We start from the raw sequence: 16230 nt of genomic DNA, 5'->3' as shown, positions 1-16230 counted from the left end.
TGGCTCTATTGCGGAAACCGCACCACCGGCTTCACGGCCTTGCCGTGTTCGGAATCATGGATCGCCTCGTTGATCTTCTCGAAGGGATAGAAGGTGATCAGCTTGTCGAAGGGAAAGCGGCCCTGCTTGTAGAACTCGATCATGCGCGGAATGAACACGTCGGGATTGCTGTCGCCTTCGACAATGCCCTGGATCTTGCGACCGGCGGTCATGATGTCGATGACGTTGACGGAGACTTCCGAGCCTGCGGCTGATGCACCGACAAAGCCGCAAGTGCCGCGCGGCGCCAGCGCATCGATGGCCTGGCGCAGAACCGGGATGACGCCTGTCGTCTCGAAGGTGAAGTCAGTCCCGGCTCCGTTCGTCAAGTTCCGGATCTGCTCGACGGCATTCTCGCTACGTGCATTGACGGCATGGGTCGCACCGAGCTCGAGCGCGAGCTTCAGTCGCGCATCGTTGAGATCGACCGCAATGACCTTGCCCGCACCTACGAGACGGGCAGCCATGATGGCACTCAGCCCGACCGAGCCGACTCCGAAGACCGCGAGGCTCTGCCCCATTACGACTTTCAGCGAATTGATGATCGCGCCAGCGCCCGTCTGGATGCCGCAAGCCAGCGGCCCCAGCAACTCGAGCGGAACATCGTCCGGCACCTTGACCACATTGCGCTCGTGACAAAGCGCGTGACTGGCAAAGGACGACTGCCCGAAGAAGTTGCCATGGATGCGTTGCCCGTCCTTGGACAGCGGGCTGGTGCCATCGGGACGATTTCCGGAGAAGTTGTATCCGAAGAACTCGTAGCAATAGGTCGAGGCATGCTCGCTGCAGCTTGGGCAATGACCGCAGGAATTGAAGGTCATCACGACGCGGTCGCCGGGCTTCACCTTGGTCACGGCGCTTCCGACGGTGGCGACGACACCTGCGCCCTCATGTCCGAGCACGATTGGCTGAGGTACAGGGAATGCCTGATCGCGCATCGCAATGTCCGTGTGGCAGATCCCGGTAGCGGCGAGCTTGACCAGGATTTCGTCCGGGCGAGGCGCGTCGAGCTCAAGGGTCTCGAGCGACATCGGCGCGGCCTTGGCTCGCGTCACGGCGGCGTGCACTTTCATCGGATATCCTCCTTCAGACTTGCGGAAGCGTCGAGCAACTTGGAATTCGAGGCGGAAGGGCGCAGCCAATGGCCGATCGGCAGAAGCCGCACGCCGGTCGTCGCGACGAAGGTGCCGAACAAGCCGCGCGGCATCGCGAGCGACATGACGAGCGCAACCGCGCCCAGTCCGATCAGGTACCAGACTCCGGCAGCGCCGAACGAAGCCTCGATGACGAAGAAGATGATCGCACCCAAGATCGCGCCCTCGAACGTCGCGAGGCCACCCACGAGAACCATGAAGATCATGTAGGAGGTCCACTGGACGCTGAAGTAGGTCTTGGGCTGGAACGAGATGGCCGTCGCGAGCCACAACGCGCCCGCGATCGCCGCGCCTGCTGCCGCGAATACGAAGATGATCTGCTTGGTGCTCGCGACGCGGATCCCGATCGATGCCGCCGCCTCCTCGTTGTCGCGGATCGCCTGCAATCCTGCGCCGACTTGTGACCGAAGCAGTATGAACAGGATGGCCAGCACGGCGGCCAGCGCAACGAGGGCAGTCCAGAACGTCAGCGCATTGCGGGTGCTGGCATCATACGCGTTGAGCGCGATCAAGGATGTGCCGGTCTCGCCCTGGATGAGCGGGTCGAGGTTGACCAGAAGGTGAAACAGCTCGGCGAGCACCCACATGCCGATGGCGAATTCCCCGGCGCGGAGCCGGAGCATCGGCCAGGAGATCGGCCATGCGAGAAGGCCGACAATGACCGGGGAGGCGAATGCCGCGAGATAGGCGTTGACGCCATAATCCGACAGCCGGATCGTGAAATAGGCGCCCAGTCCGAAGAAGGCCTGCTGGCCGATCGATACGAGACCGCCATAGCCCGCCAGCGCGTTCCAGGTCGCCGCAAGAATGACGTAGATGAACAAGGTGGTAAATTTGTCGAGCACCGCGCTGCCGGTGGCGAATGGCAGCAGTGCAAGCGCTGCCAGCACCAACAGACTGCCGCCGGTTGCCACGATCGACACCCTGGTCCAGCGCTCGACCTTGACGAACGCATTCGTCATGACGCCCTCCTGGCAGAAAAGAGCACGCGCCAAAGGTCGGCTGGCCGGCCGACGACGCTGCGGGCGATCAGCACGGTCAGGAAGACGCCGTGGCCGGCAATCAGGAAGCCCTGGGGATTGAGTTGCGCGCCGATAGTCTGTGCGACGCCGAGCACGATTCCTCCAACCAGGGTGCCCCAGAGCGAGCCGGTCCCGCCGATCACGGCGGCTTCGAACGCGTAGATCAGCTGCGGCGCTCCGGCATAGGGGTTGAATGTCGCGCGCATGCCGAGCGCCGCGCCGGCAATTCCCGCCGTGGCAAGTGCTATCGCTGTCGCGCAGGCATTGACCGTGCGTGCATCAATGCCAACCAGGCCGGCGGTATCGCGATCGGCGGCGGTGGCTCGGATCGCCCGTCCCATCTGGGTGTTCGACAGGAACAGCTGTAGGCCGCCGAGTAGCAGAACCGCGGCAGTGAAGATGTAGGCTGCGAGCTTTCCGATGAACAGACCATCCGCGAGCTCCCAAGAATCGTAGGAGAGGTCCTCAATGAACGGCGCAAGCGAGCGCGTATCGGCGCCGAACTGCTGGAACAAGAGATTGTCCAGCACGATGGACAGGCCGAAAGTCGCGAGAACCGGAATGAGAAATCCTGATCGAGTCGAACGATCCAGCACGAGCCGCTGGAAGGCGATGCCGGTGAGCGCCATCGCCGGCAGGATCAGCGCGGCGCCGATCGGCAGGTCGATGCCGGCATGCTCGGCGAGCGCCCACAGGCCGTAGGCGGCGAGCATCGCGAAACTGCCATGCGCCAGATTGATCACGCCCATCACACTGAACATGAAGGACAGTCCGCAGGCGATCAGCGCGTAGTAACCGCCGAGCAGCACGCCTTGCAGAACCTGCGACAGCCAGACCATCAATGCCCTCCCGCTCTTCGAGAGCTGCCCAGGCCGAAATAGGCATTGGTAATTTGCACACGTTCGAGGCTCTTGGCTTGTCCTTCAAGGACGACGCTGCCTTCCAGCATGCAGATGAGCCGGTCCGCCACCGCAATGGCGCGATCGAGATTCTGCTCGACAAGCACGATTGTCGTTCCCGCCTTGATGAGCTTGTTGATGGCGGCGTAGACCAGATCGATCGCAGCTGGCGACAGGCCAAGCGAAATCTCGTCGAGCAGCAAGAGAGCTGGGTTGGTCATGAGCGCGCGGCCGATCGCGACAGCCTGTTGCTGGCCTCCCGACAAGTTCTTGGCAAGCGCGTTGCGGACCGGCTTGAGTTGCGGGAGCGCTTCCATGACGCTGTCGAGCGTCCAATTACCCGACCGGTGTGCGGCTCGCCCGAGCAGCATGTTTTCGGTCACGGAGAGGTCGCCGAACAGCCGCCGCCCTTCCGGCACGAGCGCAATGCCCGACCGGACCCGCAGATGCGAGGGCACCATGGTGACGTTGGAACCCGAGAAGGCGACGCTGCCGGACAGCGGCAGGTGAGCACCGGCGAGCGCACGCAACAATGTGGTCTTGCCGGCACCGTTCGCACCCACGAACGCCACTGTCTCCCCCTTCGCGATGTCGAACGAGATGCCGCGAACCGCGCGCAGCAAGCCATGCCGCACCTCGAGATCGCGAACTGAAATGAGACTCATGCCGGCGTGCTCCCGAGATAGGCGCGCACCACCTCCGGATCGGTCATCACCTCGTGCGGATCACCGTCGGCAATGATGCGGCCGTTGTCCATGCAGACGAGGCGCTCGGTGACCTGCACCAGGACGTGGACGATGTGCTCGATCCAGACCAGGGCGACGCCCCGCGCGCGCAGCTTCTTGATCGTCGTCACCAATTCGCTGGCTTCGGCGTCCGTCAGACCTCCGCCAATCTCGTCCAGCAGCAACAGTGCCGGATTTGTCGCAACGGCGCGTGCGAGTTCCAGGCGCTTGCGATCGAGCAGACCCAACGTCTCGGCCGGTCGGTTGGCAAGCCGCAGCATTCCGCAGAGTTCGAGCGTCTCGACCGAATGGTCGTAGGCCTGCTGCCGGTGCAGTCCGCCGCCATGGTGGGCGGCGACCAGAACGTTTTCGAACACGGTCATGCCACCAAATGACTTCGGCACTTGATGTGTCCGAGCGATCCCTATGCGGCAGCGATCCGCCGCGGAGAGGCTGGTGACGTCGGCGCCCTTGTAGAGGATGGACCCGTTCGTCGGTTCGAGCGAGCCCATCAGGACGCTGAGAAGCGTCGTCTTTCCCGCACCATTGGGACCGACGATGCCCACCGCTTCATGCGCGGATACCGCGAAATCGATGCCGTTCAACACCGCAAGCGCTCCGAAGTGCTTGTGAATGTTGCGCGCGGCAATCGTGACCGCGATGTCTGTAGAAGTGGCGAGCATCGGCCGGATCGCGATCAGTTGGAGTATGGCAAGAGCTTCGCTCCGACCGGAACATTCGGATCGGTTGCATTCTCGGTGATCACGTAGTCGGTCTTGAACTTGCTGCCGGCGGGCGCCTTGATCCACTGCGAGCCGATGATCGGACCGGGCGAGACGTTGGGAACGGGTCCGGAGGTGAAATCGACCTTGCCGCCGATGGTCGTTGTTTTCAGGCGCGCCAGCGACTGAACGACGGCGTCCTTCTTCTTCGGGTCGGACGAGGCTTTGAGTGCGTCGAATCCGGCATCGAGCAGCGACAGGGTTGCGCCAAGCTGCTGGGTCCACTGCTTCCCCGAAGCCTTCTCATAGCCGTCGGCGAGCTCCGCCCCCGACACACCGGTAAGCGAGGACTTGTAGGGGAAGGCCTTGTGCCAGTAGCAGGCACTTGCGATGTTGAAGCCGAGATTGCCGAGCGCTTCGACGTCACTCGGAAACAGCCCGGTCTTGGCGACCTGGCAGATCTTGACGGTCTTGGTGTAGCCCTGCTGGGCAGCCTGGCGCCAGAAGGCGGCGAAGTCAGGCGGAATGGGAAAGGTGTTGAAGATCTCGCACTGCTCTTTCTTGAACAGCGAAATCTGCGCTGAATAGTCGGTCGTACCGTCCTCATAGGGACCGGGATCGACGATCGTGAATCCCTGCTTTGCGAGCAGCGGAGCGAGATTGGCGCGGATTGCATTGCCGTCGGCATCGTTCGGATAGAGCACGCCGACCTTCTTGTTGGTCTTCACCGCGCTGTTCCACTGCGAGATGTAAGCGCGGTAGAACTCATCGACGCCGAAGCCGAAATGATAGGTCCACTTGAATGGCGAGGGCTGGCCCGGCTTGGCGCCGCGACCGAAGTACCAGGCTTCCCACGGCATGACCGTCGAGAGGCAGGGAACGCCGGCAGCCTCACACGCATCCGAAACCGGGTTGATCGTCTCCGGCGTGGATACCGCCAGCATCAGGTCAACCTGGTCGCCGGTAATGAGCGTCTTGGCGAGCTGGCTGGCGCGCGACGGATCGGACTGCGTGTCGCGATCGATAACCTCGACCTTGTAGGTCTTCTCCCCAACTCTTAAGCCGGCCGCCAAGGTCTTGCGGATGTGTTCGAGCACGAACCCATCGGTCTGGCCGAAGCCCGCCAGGGCTCCGGTTCGCGGGCTGATGAAGCCGACCTTCAACACGGATTCGCTATCTGCGGCGAATGCCCCATACGGCGCAGAGAGCGCAAGGCCGGCTCCGCCAGCACAACGCAGGAGCTCACGTCGGGACATCGGGCGGCCAGCCGCGCGAGGTTTACCGGTCAACTCAATCATCATTCCCCTCCCTATGAAGACCGCGTTGTGCGGCCGATCGCTCGAAAGCGCGTTGTTGTTGGGAGAGGACAGCAACCGCCGTGCCAGAATGGCGATTTAACGTTTTGTTTAACGAAAACAATTTGTTGGATGGGAAAGGCCGAATGCAACCATCGGTCAAATTTGATCAAATGATCAAATTTGCTGTAGAATGCGGATCATCAATATGATCAAATGAGCAATATGGCCGAGCCAACGCGAATTTCACTTGCCGCCATTCGTGAAAAGGCGGGCTTGTTCGGAACAAGCGCCGATCTCGACGAGGGCTCCTCGCCGACTGTCCGCGAGCTCTCGGAGTCGCTCTCGTTCTCCCCCGGCGATGGCCGCATCTGGCTGGATGAACAGCGCATGATGCTCGTCCATTGTGCTTCGATGGGAGCGTTGCGCCATGAGATGATCGAAGCTTTCGGCATCGAGCACACCCGCGCGATGCTGACCCGCGTCGGCTTCGCGTCAGGCGTGCGCGACGCCGAACTAATCCAGAAGCGGTGGCCGAACAGTCATCCGTCGATCGTCTTTGCCGCTGGCCCGCGGCTCCACTCCCTCGAAGGCGTCGTCAAGGTCCTCCCGGTACGTTTCGACTTCGACATCGGCGCCGGCAGCTTCTACGGCGAGTTCCTCTGGCACGATTCCAGCGAAGACGAGGAGCACATCCGGCGTTATGGGATCGGCAGCGAACCTGTCTGCTGGATGCAGCTCGGCTATGCCAGCGGGTACGCGACAGCTTTCATGGGCAAGATGATCGTCTACCGAGAGGTCGAATGCCGCGCGATGGGCTCGCCGCACTGTCGCGTCATCGGCAAGCCGGCTGGCGAATGGGACAATGGTCAAGAGGATCTGCGTTACTTCAACGCCGACCTGTTCGCTCAATCGCAGCGTGCCGACGGTGCTGCGAAGATCGTTCACGCGAAACGCAATGCGAAAAAGTCTCCCGAGGATTCCGCGCAGCTGGTCGGCGCATCGGGATCATTCAACGTCGTTCGGCACTTGGTCGATCGTGTCGCCTCGACGGATGCGACCGTGCTGTTCATTGGAGAGTCCGGCGTCGGCAAGGAAATCTTTGCTCGAACGCTCCATCGCGTCAGCAAGCGGGCCGCACGGCCGTTCATCGCCCTGAACTGCGCGGCGATCCCCGACAATCTGATCGAGTCGGAATTGTTCGGGGTCGAGAAAGGTGCGTTTACCGGTGCAATGGCTTCCAGACCCGGCCGCTTCGAGCGGGCCGACGGCGGCACGCTGTTCCTGGATGAAATCGCCTCCCTGAGCATGGTCGCCCAAGGCAAGCTGTTGCGCGCCGTTCAGGAGCGGGAAGTCGAGCGGGTCGGCGGGACCAAAACCATTCCCACCAATGTACGAATCGTCGCCGCCACAAATCGGGACTTGCGCGACGAAGTGAGGGCCGGTCGATTTCGCGAAGACCTCTTCTTCCGGTTGAACGTCTTTCCAATCAATATACCGCCGCTGCGTGAACGACGGGACGACATCCCGCTTCTGATGGAGGCTTTCGCGAACCGCTATTGCGACCTGCATAATAAGCAGGTTACTGGGTTCACACAGCGCGCGGTCGAGGCACTCTTAAAGTATGACTTCCCGGGAAATATCCGAGAACTACAGAACATTGTCGAGCGCGCCGTCATTCTGACTTCCGACTCTTTCCCGATAGACGTGTCTAACCTTGCTTTGGGAGAAACGAAATCGCAATCCGGCGGGATGTCGCTGAGCACGGCTGGCCGCCTCGAGCTGCAAAATTCCTTGAGTTCCTTCACCGAAGATATTGCATTCGTGAGTTCCACGGATCAGCCCTTCTCGCTGCCAGATCACCAGACGGAAATCTATTTGTCGGCACTCGAAGCGGCACGCGGGAATGTTGCCGCAGCGGCGAGATCGATTGGTATCACAAGAGCTCAATTGGCCTATCGGCTGAAACAGTGCGGGCACCGCAAGAGAATTCAAGGCCAGAAACGTTGAATCGTCGCGAAGTGACGTACAAATTGGCGCAGGCTGAGTTTCGAACTATTTCAAGTCAGATCATGCGCCCCAAGCACATCAGGCGTCAAGTTCACGGCCCCGGCTTCAATGCGATCTCCCTAGTCTTGGTCGATCGTGTCGGCTGCAGCGTGTACTGCTCGACCAATTGGCAATCGAGCAGGCCGGAGCGGTGTATTCAGGTCGCCAAACGGAATAAAATCAGTGAAGTGCGGCGTCGATCGTCTCGCCGAGACGTTGCCAAGTTCTTCCGTCAAACTGCATGATCTGAAGCTGATCTAGCGGAAGAAAATCGGTCGGACTTGTGTTTGCATGGATTCCTGGAAGTAGGAGATCAGACCGATAATCCTTTAGGCTCGCGGCTTGCTTCATGACGTTCTCCCGGCTGAGATCCTCGCCACACTGCTTGAGGACATGAATCAGCGCTTCCGCTTGAACAACGGCCAGAACATTGTTGATGTCCCCTTTGTCTCCTTGCGGATAGTATTGATCCATGAAGGACCGCCAGCCGATTACGGCAGGGTCGTCAACCCAGCTCGGGTCGTTAGGGTCTTTGAGAAACACGGTCGATATGATCCCCTTGGAATTCTCAAGGCCGGCTGGTCGCAACACCGAGGGGATCGATGCGGACACGTTAGTCAAGAGAAAAATCGGCTTCCAGCCAAGTTCGGCCGTCTTCCTGATCGTCTGGGCCGCGGGCTTCGGCGTCGTGAACGATGCCAGGATATCGGCGCCGGAGTCACGCAAGGCAACAACCTGGGAATCAACCGTCGGATCGGTTGACTCGTAGGTCTTTTCTACGACGATCATGCTGCTCTTGCTGCCGAGAGCCTCCTTGAAGCCCTTCATGATGTCCTTACCAGCATCGTCATTCTGCCATATGGCCGCGATCTTGCTGTTTGGATATTTTGACAGAATGTACTTTCCGAAAATTCTTCCTTCAGACTGATAGGTGGGAAACCACCCCATAGTCCACGGAAAATTCGAAGGATCGTCCCACCGCGATGCCCCAGACGCCACGAAGAGCTGCGGCACTTTGTGAGAGTTCAGATACCTCTGTGTTGCAGCATTAGTCGGTGTTCCTACTGAACCAAAGACAAGCAAGACTTCGTCGCTTTCCACGAGCTTACGTGTCTGTTCAACACTCTTAGGTGGGCTGTAGGCATCGTCATAAGAAATGAAGTTGATCTTCCGGCCGTTGATTCCGCCCTCATCATTGATCTTTTTGAAATAGCTGGCATAGGCCTTACCGATCGTCCCGTAGGCTGACGCTGGGCCACTATATGGAGCGAGCGAGCCGATCTTGATCTCGCTCTCGGTCACCCCTGGTCCAGAATATTTCTGGGCCAGAGCTGGTCCACAGAGCCAAGCGCCTGCCGCTACGACGATAGCCGAAATCCCAATCCGGTTCATTCCGGGCCCCCCTCAAAAGCCTTCTTCGTTCCCGACGCGCCATCTCTGCCTATTGATTGGCGGTATGCGGCAGCCCGTCACCAAGCCAAATCAAGGATTTCGATCACCTGGCTCTCGGTCGTAAGCGGCCTAGGATTGGTTTTGCTCGACCAGTCGTGAAGCGTTCTTGTTGCGATTTCAGAGAACTGCTCCCGTTTGATGCCCACGTCCCGCATTCGCGTCGGCAAACCCAGCTTTGACACGAACGTCTCAATGGCATCAGCCAAAGCCAGACCTTTGACGCCAATAACTTCCCCGGTCGCATCTTGCCGAGCAGAATTGGCGCTCAGGTTCCAACGCAGCACCGACGGCAGACAGACGCCAGTCGTTTCGCCGTGGGGTACTCCATATCCACCGATCACATGTCCGAGCGCGTGACTAGCGCCGACAGGAACCCCGCCCGTTCCGCCGGAGATTGACAGCCACATTCCGAACTGGCCCGACATCCGACACCCTAAGTTATCGGCTGGCCCACCCATTTGCGGCAGCGACGTGTAAAGGAGCCGCAAGGCTTCCTTGGAAACGGCCTCGGCAAGCGGCGGGACATGGAGGCCACAGAGCCGCTCGACGGCGTGATCGATCGCCTTCATCCCTGTCGCATAAAGAATTGGTAGAGGAGTCGGCAGCGTTGCAGCCGGATCGAGTACCACCACTTGCGGAACAATCAGAGGGTGAGCGAAGGCATCCTTCGCATGGCGATTGGGGTTAAATACGCCTGCGAACCAAGTAAACTCTGCTGCAGAAAACATGGTGGGAACGGCAATCATTCGGACCCGACTGGCGCCGTCGGCCGGCCAACGGCTAGGATCGGCATCCAGACCTCCAATATACGGGTCCAGCTCGCTGGGATCCTTGAGTCCGTGCCAGAGACAGATCAGCATGACCTTGGTCGCATCGATGACCGATCCGCCGCCGATGGCAACCATGATGTCGGCGTTCGCTTCGCGAGCGGCGGCCGCACCATCGATGACGCACTGACGTGGAGAATGAGCGGTGATTCCGGAGTATAGCCCGGCAAAGCGCTCTCCGAGAGCCTGCGCGACCTGCCTCGGCAAGCCATCTTCCCGACTGAGAGATGGGCTTGTCGTGATGAACACACGCGACTTTCCTAGTTTTCGAGTTTCCTCAACAATAACCTCGGCCGCCGGCTGGCCGTGCACGACACGTTCCTGCAAATAGTTTCGCTGGGTGCCCGGCATGAGATTTTGGAGACTGCTTTCGGTCATCGCTTGTCCTTGGGTCGGAAGCCCCACATCAAAGGAGCAAATTCGCTGTTGGCGTGAGCAAAGTGCCGCTCAGAGACGCTCTATGATGGTCGCGTTGGCCATACCGCCGGCCTCGCACATGCTCTGGAGACCAAAGCGCCCCTTGGTCTGCTCGAGCGCATTGAGCATGGTCGTCATGAGCCGCGCCCCCGACCCCCCGAGCGGATGTCCGAGCGCAATAGCGCCTCCTCGCGGGTTTACGCGGGAAGGATCTGCTTTCAATTCACGATTCCATGCGAGAGGCACACTGGCGAACGCTTCATTGATCTCGAAGTGATCGATTTGCTCGACGTTCATCGACGCCTTGGCCAACGCCCTGCGTGTCGCAGGTATTGGCGCAGTCAGCATCAACACCGGATCGTCCGCAATCACATCAAATGCCACGAAGCGCGCCCGCGGCTTAAGACCTAGGCGAATTGCTACGCTCTCCTCCATGATCAACAGCGCTGAAGCACCGTCCGTGATCTGAGACGAGTTACCTGCTGTCACGCCCCAGGGCAGATTTGGATATCGCTGCGCGAGCTCGTCGTTACGAAAGGCCGACTTGAGTCCGGAAAGCGCTTCCGAAGTCGTAGCCGGGCGAATCGTTTCGTCCATATCGATTTTTGTTTCGACCGCTTCTATAGGAACAATTTCGTCAGCGAACGCTTCGCTCCTCTGAGCAACGGCGGCACATTGATGAGACCGCACGGCATAGCTATCAAGCTCCTCTCGCGAAATGTTCCACGCTGCAGCCACCATTTCGGCAGCGATCCCTTGTGATACCAACCCCGACAGAAAACGGGTGCGTACCCCTGGGCCCAGGTCATCCTTGCCCATTCGGTTGGAGCCCATCTGAACCCTGCTCATGGACTCGACGCCCCCAGCTATCACCATGTCGTAAGCCCCGGCGATCACGCCTTGGGCGGCAAAGTGAATGGCTTGCTGGCTTGAACCGCATTTGCGATCAATGTTCGTCGCCGGTACGTGCACCGGGAATCCGGCCGATAACACCGCCATCCGGCCGACATTGGCTTGTTCACCGGACTGGGTCACGCAGCCGACAATGACATCCTCAACCTTTCCGGGGTCAATCTGATTGCGATCGACTAGCCCCCTTAGAACGTGAGCAAGCAGATCCACAGGGTGCACCCCAGACAGCGCGCCACCCGCCTTTCCTCGGCCCATGGGACTGCGGACGGCATCTACGATCACGGCATTTCGGGTCAATCGACGCTCCAATCTTTCCGAGTTGACAGTCTTTTCGATGGTACTCTGCCGTTCCGGCGCTAGTGAAACATCTCAGCCCTCGCCGGCCTTGCGGGCGAATTCGCGCGTGATCGGCCAGTCGACCGTCGTTGGCCTCCACCATAATGGGTGCAGAAGCTGACGGCCCTCTTTCGGTCTGTTCAGCCCAGGGGGGCTGGCAAAGGTGTCCGACATGCTCGGCGAAACAAGTCCTGCTCCTCCATCCCAATTTTTTGCGGCGACGCCGAAAGGCCAGGCGAATTTGGTCACCCCCGCAGCGGCTAGACGGGAAGGCTAGCCACTTGTTTATCAAAAAGCAAGTTACCTTGCGGATATCTTGCGCTACCACCGTAAGGCCGTAACTTTTACCAAAATCGAAATTGCGCGAAATACTTGCTTATTACCTTACAAGCTCTTAGATCAGAACGACGATCGGCCCGCGCTCTGAAATTCCCTCATCAAAGTTCCGGGCGATCCTCAGAAGCGCATCGGTCCGCTTCTATCGTTGGCTCTAGAGAGGTTTGATCATGCCTGCCTATTTCATCGCCCAGAGCACCATCACTGACGAAGCCCAGTTCCAGAAATACGTGCAGGCGGTCGTGCCGCTCATCGCTCGCTTCGGCGGAACGCTCTCTGCAAGAGGGGCCAAAGTGGAGGTCCTGGAAGGCGAACCTGATCAACGGCCAGTCGTTATGTTTGAATTTCCTGACATGCAAGCAATCAACTCCTTGTGGAGCTCGGCAGACTATGTGCCGATCAAAAAGCTCCGTGAAGGCATCGCGACCATGAATATCTGGGCATTTTCCGGCGTCTAGCCTGCAATTTTCACTAGCTGCTCTAGGCTAAAAATGAAGCGACCGAGGCAATTTGCTTTTCGATTGCCTCGGCTCTTCTCCAATATCCTGCGGCGCTTCTGACTCACTTCGCGAGATCGAGTTCTTGAACCCGATCTCAAACAGCATTGTGGTGTGGCACATTCTGGACGTTTATCAAAATCAGACGTTGGCTTATGCGTTCGGATTTCTATCCTGTGCTAGATGCGCGGCCGCGTCAGCTGACGTGTTTTCTTTTACATCCTAGAAATGCACGGTCAGTTGCCATAAAGCGGGCCACCATCGCGACAACGAGCGCTTCCAGGTTTCCCGACACTTGACCGGACTCTCCAGCGACGATCTCTGCGTAGACTTTCAAGTCGCGGTGCACAGCTGCGGGAAATTCAATTGTCAGCTTTATTGGCTTTTCGTCGGGCAAGGCCGTAATTTTTAACTTCATTGCTAGTAATCCGATCCACGATATGGCCCAAGGACGAGATCGCGATTGACGATCACCCGCACAGGAAAGCCCGGCTTCACCGTCAATGTCGGCTGAATGTTCATCTGCTGGCGTACGAGCTGCTGGCCGGTCTGACTCATCGCGTTTCCAAAGCCCTGGCGCAACGCCTGGATGATCCCGGCATTGTTCGTGTTCGCGTTTGCTCCGGCATTCACTTCACTACCTACCGACAGCAGGCTCGATAGCAATGCCGCCCCGATAAGTTGCTTCCAATGATTATCGACCTCGTCAGAGAGCCCGGAATAGCCGCCCGCGTCGGCTCCCGGGAGACGTTCGAGCACGATCGAGCGGCCGTTGGGCATGATCAGTCTCGTCCAGACCAGGAGCACGCGTGTCTGGCCGGTCGTCACCTGGCTATCGTACGCGCCGATGAGGCGAGCTCCCTGCGGAACGAGCAAAGTGCGTCCCGAAGGAGTGTCGAAGACGTTCTCGGTCACGTGAGCCGTGATCTGTCCAGGAAGGTCGGAGCGAATCCCCGTGATCAAAGCGCCGGGTATGACGGTCCCGGCTTGGACAACGAATGGAGACGCCGGCCGCGTGACCCGGTCCGGACTGGTGGTGCGGCGATCGACAGGAGAATTAACGAAGGCGAGCTTGCGCTCCTGGCCATTCTGAGTGAGAAGATCATCCGGATTTGGCGCCATCCCGGTCCGGTCGCCGCCCTGAACTGTGCTTGCCGACGGCTGGGCGTCGCGTGCATTGGTGGCGGCAAACAGCCGGCTGACGCGCGCAGCTTCCGTCTCCTGCTCTCGGCGCTGTTGGTCCGGATCGGGCGTGGCGGGCGCTGCCTGACCTTGCGACGCCAGGATCGGCCGGCCGAGGTCGCCAGGTAGCGGAGGGCCGAGAACGGGGGTGTCCTTGCCCAAGCTCGCATAATCGCGTGGCAGCGCAGACACGCCGTCGGCCACATCGTGGTGATCGGTGCTGTAGAGCTCGTCCGAACCGGATTGCCGTGGCTTGTTGGCCTGCAGCGCCCAGATGAAGGTGCCGCCGATCACGAGGAGCGCCAGCGCGCTCCCGCCCGCCAGGACGTTGCGAGACAGCCGCGTGATCGGTGGCGGATCACCCTTGAGCCGCAGCTCCTTTGTACGCTGGTCGGCAGCAGACGTCTCTTGCGCGACCGAAGCTGTGTCTTCGCCGCCCGTCACGGGGTTGCTCCATCGGTTCGGATGATCCGGACCCGCTGCTGCTGTTCGCCACCCAGGCGCAATTCTGCTGCGGCAAACAGCCGATCGACGATGATCACATTGCGGAAGGTCCGATAGTTGACGATCTCCGGCGCACCATCCGGGCCAACTACGAACAAGGGCGGCAATTCGCCTTGCACGATGCCACGGGCGAACTCGATATAGACCTTGCGTCCGTCGTCATAGGCATTCACCGGCTTCCACGGCGGATCATCACCCTCGATCCGATATCGTAGACGCCGCTGCGACGGCTCAGGCAACTCCGGCCTCAGCATCGCCTGTCGGGCTCGGGTATCCGCATTCTGCGGATAGTACCAGGCGACGGCCGGCATATACGGCTTCTCGCGAGACCGCAGCTCGAGCAGGTAGGTCCGGCGATCGGTATTGACGACGAGGTTGGTCTCTATTGCAGGCCGCGTAGGCTTGACGAGGATGTGGACGCGTCGCGTCTCACCCACGCCGCTCTCGGTATCACCGACTACCCAGCGGACGGTGTCGCCGGCCGAGACCGGACCGGAGCCCGTAAGCTGCTCGCCCTCCTCGAGCATGATGTCGGTGATCTGCCCAGGCGCCGCGTAGACCTGGTAGAGCGCGCCAGGACTGTAGGCGTAGATTTGCGCCGCGTTGAAATACCCCCGCTTTCGCGGCTCAACCCGCGCGGCGCTGTTGGCTGTCTCGACACGATCGAGCGGGTCCGCGTCCTCCTTGGCACCAGTTCGGCCACCAAGAGACACCTTCCATGGCGGCGGCAAGTGAAGCGGTCTGGGCCTGTCCTCCATGGCCGGAGGCGGTGCCGGCAGGGGCGGTACGTCGCTGTCATAGCTGATCTTGGGCGGCGCAGTCGTCACGCAGCCGGCAAGCGGAACAATAGTCGCAAGCACGATCGTCCATCGCGCGCGCGACAACCCAGCAATTGGCCTATTCACTGCGACAACTCCTTCGACCAGTTGATGGCTTGGACGTAGACACCGAGCGGGTTTTTGCGCAGCCGATCGGCGTTGTCGGGCATCGCGAGCACGATCGTCAGGATCGCAGTCCAGCGCTCGGTCGCGCTCAGCGCGCCGTTCTCGTAGCGACGCTCCACCCAGGCGACCCGGAAACTATCCGGCGAGGCTCGGATGACGCTGGAGACCTCGACGGAGACCTGGGATTTGCCAAGCTTCGTGAACGGATCGTTGGAGCGAGCGTAGTCGTTGAGCGCAGCGGCGCCGCGATCTGTCGTGAAATCATAGGCGCGCAACCAGTTCTGACGCAGCACGATCCCGTCCGCGGGCAGACCTCTGACATCCTCGATGAATCGAGCGAGATGAAACGCGACCTGCGGATCGGTGGGTTTGTAGTCCGCGATCGCCGGCGCGACACGTTGGACCTCGCCGAGATGACCGACCTCGACCACCCAGGGCGTCACCGTTCCACGCGTTGACTGCCAGATCAGCGCGGAAGCCAGACCTGCAGCGAGGCCCAGACACCCCAATGCCATCAACCGCCAGTTCTTGGCCTGAACGCGGGCCGAGCCGATGCGCTCGTCCCAGACTTGCGCGGCCTTCTGATAGGGCGTGACCGGCTCGGGTGTGCGGCCATAGTGGACGGAGGGACGCTTGAACATGTCAGGATTTCCCCTCGGAGAGATCAACGGAGCTGCCGTGCCCGCCCTGCTCGGCATTGCGCACTGCTTGCGTGGTTGTGGACGCCCCCTGGTGAACGGCGCGCGCTGCCTTGATGCGTTGAGCCCAGCGGGGCGAGGTAGCGGCTGAGACATTCCCCTCGACCGGCGAAGAGGATTCTGCCTGGCTGTTCTGGGCAGCACCCCTTGTGTGCGCCAGATCTGCCAGAATGCGCAAACGGGCGGTTCTCGCAAAACCGCCCGTCGCTGGAGCTGAGCC

15 protein-coding genes are annotated in these 16230 nt (G+C 60.3%); 2 read left to right on the top strand and 13 right to left on the bottom strand.

Annotated features, from left to right (window positions below):
• Positions 1 to 5 precede the first annotated feature (5 nt).
• From ACQR07_RS34350 to ACQR07_RS34325, 6 genes are read right to left on the bottom strand one after another with little or no spacing between them, the layout of a single operon-like run.
• Positions 6 to 1112, bottom strand: coding sequence for an NAD(P)-dependent alcohol dehydrogenase (locus tag ACQR07_RS34350; RefSeq protein WP_434906477.1), 1107 nt, complete (start codon positions 1110 to 1112; stop codon positions 6 to 8).
• Complete coding sequence (locus ACQR07_RS34345; RefSeq protein WP_434906476.1) at positions 1109 to 2155, bottom strand: branched-chain amino acid ABC transporter permease; 1047 nt, start codon at positions 2153 to 2155, stop codon at positions 1109 to 1111. Before ACQR07_RS34345 ends, ACQR07_RS34350 begins: the two co-directional genes overlap by 4 nt.
• A complete protein-coding gene (locus tag ACQR07_RS34340; RefSeq protein ID WP_434906475.1) occupies positions 2152 to 3054 on the bottom strand; it encodes a branched-chain amino acid ABC transporter permease in 903 nt (300 codons plus the stop codon). Before ACQR07_RS34340 ends, ACQR07_RS34345 begins: the two co-directional genes overlap by 4 nt.
• Positions 3054 to 3779, bottom strand: coding sequence for an ABC transporter ATP-binding protein (locus ACQR07_RS34335; protein ID WP_434906474.1), 726 nt, complete (start codon positions 3777 to 3779; stop codon positions 3054 to 3056). Before ACQR07_RS34335 ends, ACQR07_RS34340 begins: the two co-directional genes overlap by 1 nt.
• Positions 3776 to 4522, bottom strand: a complete 747-nt coding sequence (locus ACQR07_RS34330; RefSeq protein ID WP_434906473.1) for an ABC transporter ATP-binding protein — start codon at positions 4520 to 4522, stop codon at positions 3776 to 3778. Before ACQR07_RS34330 ends, ACQR07_RS34335 begins: the two co-directional genes overlap by 4 nt.
• Before the next feature lie 14 nt (positions 4523 to 4536).
• Positions 4537 to 5862 (bottom strand): ABC transporter substrate-binding protein, encoded by a 1326-nt coding sequence (locus tag ACQR07_RS34325; protein ID WP_434906472.1) that lies wholly within the window; start codon positions 5860 to 5862, stop codon positions 4537 to 4539.
• A 210-nt stretch (positions 5863 to 6072) separates the two neighbouring features.
• On the opposite strand from ACQR07_RS34325, the gene ACQR07_RS34320 reads away from it, so the two are divergent.
• Positions 6073 to 7866, top strand: coding sequence for a sigma 54-interacting transcriptional regulator (locus tag ACQR07_RS34320; RefSeq protein ID WP_434906471.1), 1794 nt, complete (start codon positions 6073 to 6075; stop codon positions 7864 to 7866).
• Between the two features lie 219 nt (positions 7867 to 8085).
• On the opposite strand, the gene ACQR07_RS34315 is transcribed toward ACQR07_RS34320, so the two are convergent.
• The 3 genes from ACQR07_RS34315 to ACQR07_RS34305 all read right to left on the bottom strand — a co-directional run bounded on the left by ACQR07_RS34315 (position 8086) and on the right by ACQR07_RS34305 (position 11810).
• The gene (locus tag ACQR07_RS34315; protein WP_434906470.1) at positions 8086 to 9297 is read right to left on the bottom strand and encodes an ABC transporter substrate-binding protein; all 1212 of its coding nucleotides are present in this window, start codon (positions 9295 to 9297) and stop codon (positions 8086 to 8088) included.
• Positions 9298 to 9374: 77 nt separating this feature from the next.
• The gene (locus ACQR07_RS34310; RefSeq protein ID WP_434906469.1) at positions 9375 to 10562 is read right to left on the bottom strand and encodes an iron-containing alcohol dehydrogenase; all 1188 of its coding nucleotides are present in this window, start codon (positions 10560 to 10562) and stop codon (positions 9375 to 9377) included.
• Between the two features lie 69 nt (positions 10563 to 10631).
• On the bottom strand, positions 10632 to 11810 hold the full coding sequence (locus ACQR07_RS34305) for a thiolase family protein (RefSeq protein ID WP_434906468.1): 1179 nt from the start codon (positions 11808 to 11810) through the stop codon (positions 10632 to 10634).
• Positions 11811 to 12355: 545 nt separating this feature from the next.
• Between ACQR07_RS34305 and ACQR07_RS34300 the strand changes: the two genes are divergently transcribed.
• Positions 12356 to 12643 (top strand): DUF1330 domain-containing protein, encoded by a 288-nt coding sequence (locus ACQR07_RS34300; RefSeq protein WP_434906467.1) that lies wholly within the window; start codon positions 12356 to 12358, stop codon positions 12641 to 12643.
• Positions 12644 to 12878: 235 nt separating this feature from the next.
• On the opposite strand, the gene ACQR07_RS34295 is transcribed toward ACQR07_RS34300, so the two are convergent.
• The 4 genes from ACQR07_RS34295 to trbF are packed head-to-tail and all read right to left on the bottom strand — an operon-like array spanning position 12879 to position 15953.
• Positions 12879 to 13100, bottom strand: coding sequence for a DUF2274 domain-containing protein (locus ACQR07_RS34295; protein ID WP_434906466.1), 222 nt, complete (start codon positions 13098 to 13100; stop codon positions 12879 to 12881).
• 2 nt (positions 13101 to 13102) lie between these two features.
• The gene (locus ACQR07_RS34290) at positions 13103 to 14308 is read right to left on the bottom strand and encodes a TrbI/VirB10 family protein (RefSeq protein WP_434906465.1); all 1206 of its coding nucleotides are present in this window, start codon (positions 14306 to 14308) and stop codon (positions 13103 to 13105) included.
• Positions 14305 to 15228, bottom strand: coding sequence for a P-type conjugative transfer protein TrbG (gene trbG / locus ACQR07_RS34285; protein WP_434906464.1), 924 nt, complete (start codon positions 15226 to 15228; stop codon positions 14305 to 14307). Before trbG ends, ACQR07_RS34290 begins: the two co-directional genes overlap by 4 nt.
• 41 nt (positions 15229 to 15269) lie before the next feature.
• On the bottom strand, positions 15270 to 15953 hold the full coding sequence (trbF, locus tag ACQR07_RS34280) for a conjugal transfer protein TrbF (protein ID WP_434906463.1): 684 nt from the start codon (positions 15951 to 15953) through the stop codon (positions 15270 to 15272).
• Positions 15954 to 16230 lie beyond the last annotated feature (277 nt).

The sequence above is a fragment of the Bradyrhizobium sp. HKCCYLS20291 genome, assembly GCF_051167715.1.
In the GTDB taxonomy this organism is placed as follows: domain Bacteria; phylum Pseudomonadota; class Alphaproteobacteria; order Rhizobiales; family Xanthobacteraceae; genus Bradyrhizobium.
The sequence above is the reverse complement of the archived record's forward strand: the minus strand, read 5'-3'. Positions and strand labels throughout refer to the sequence as shown.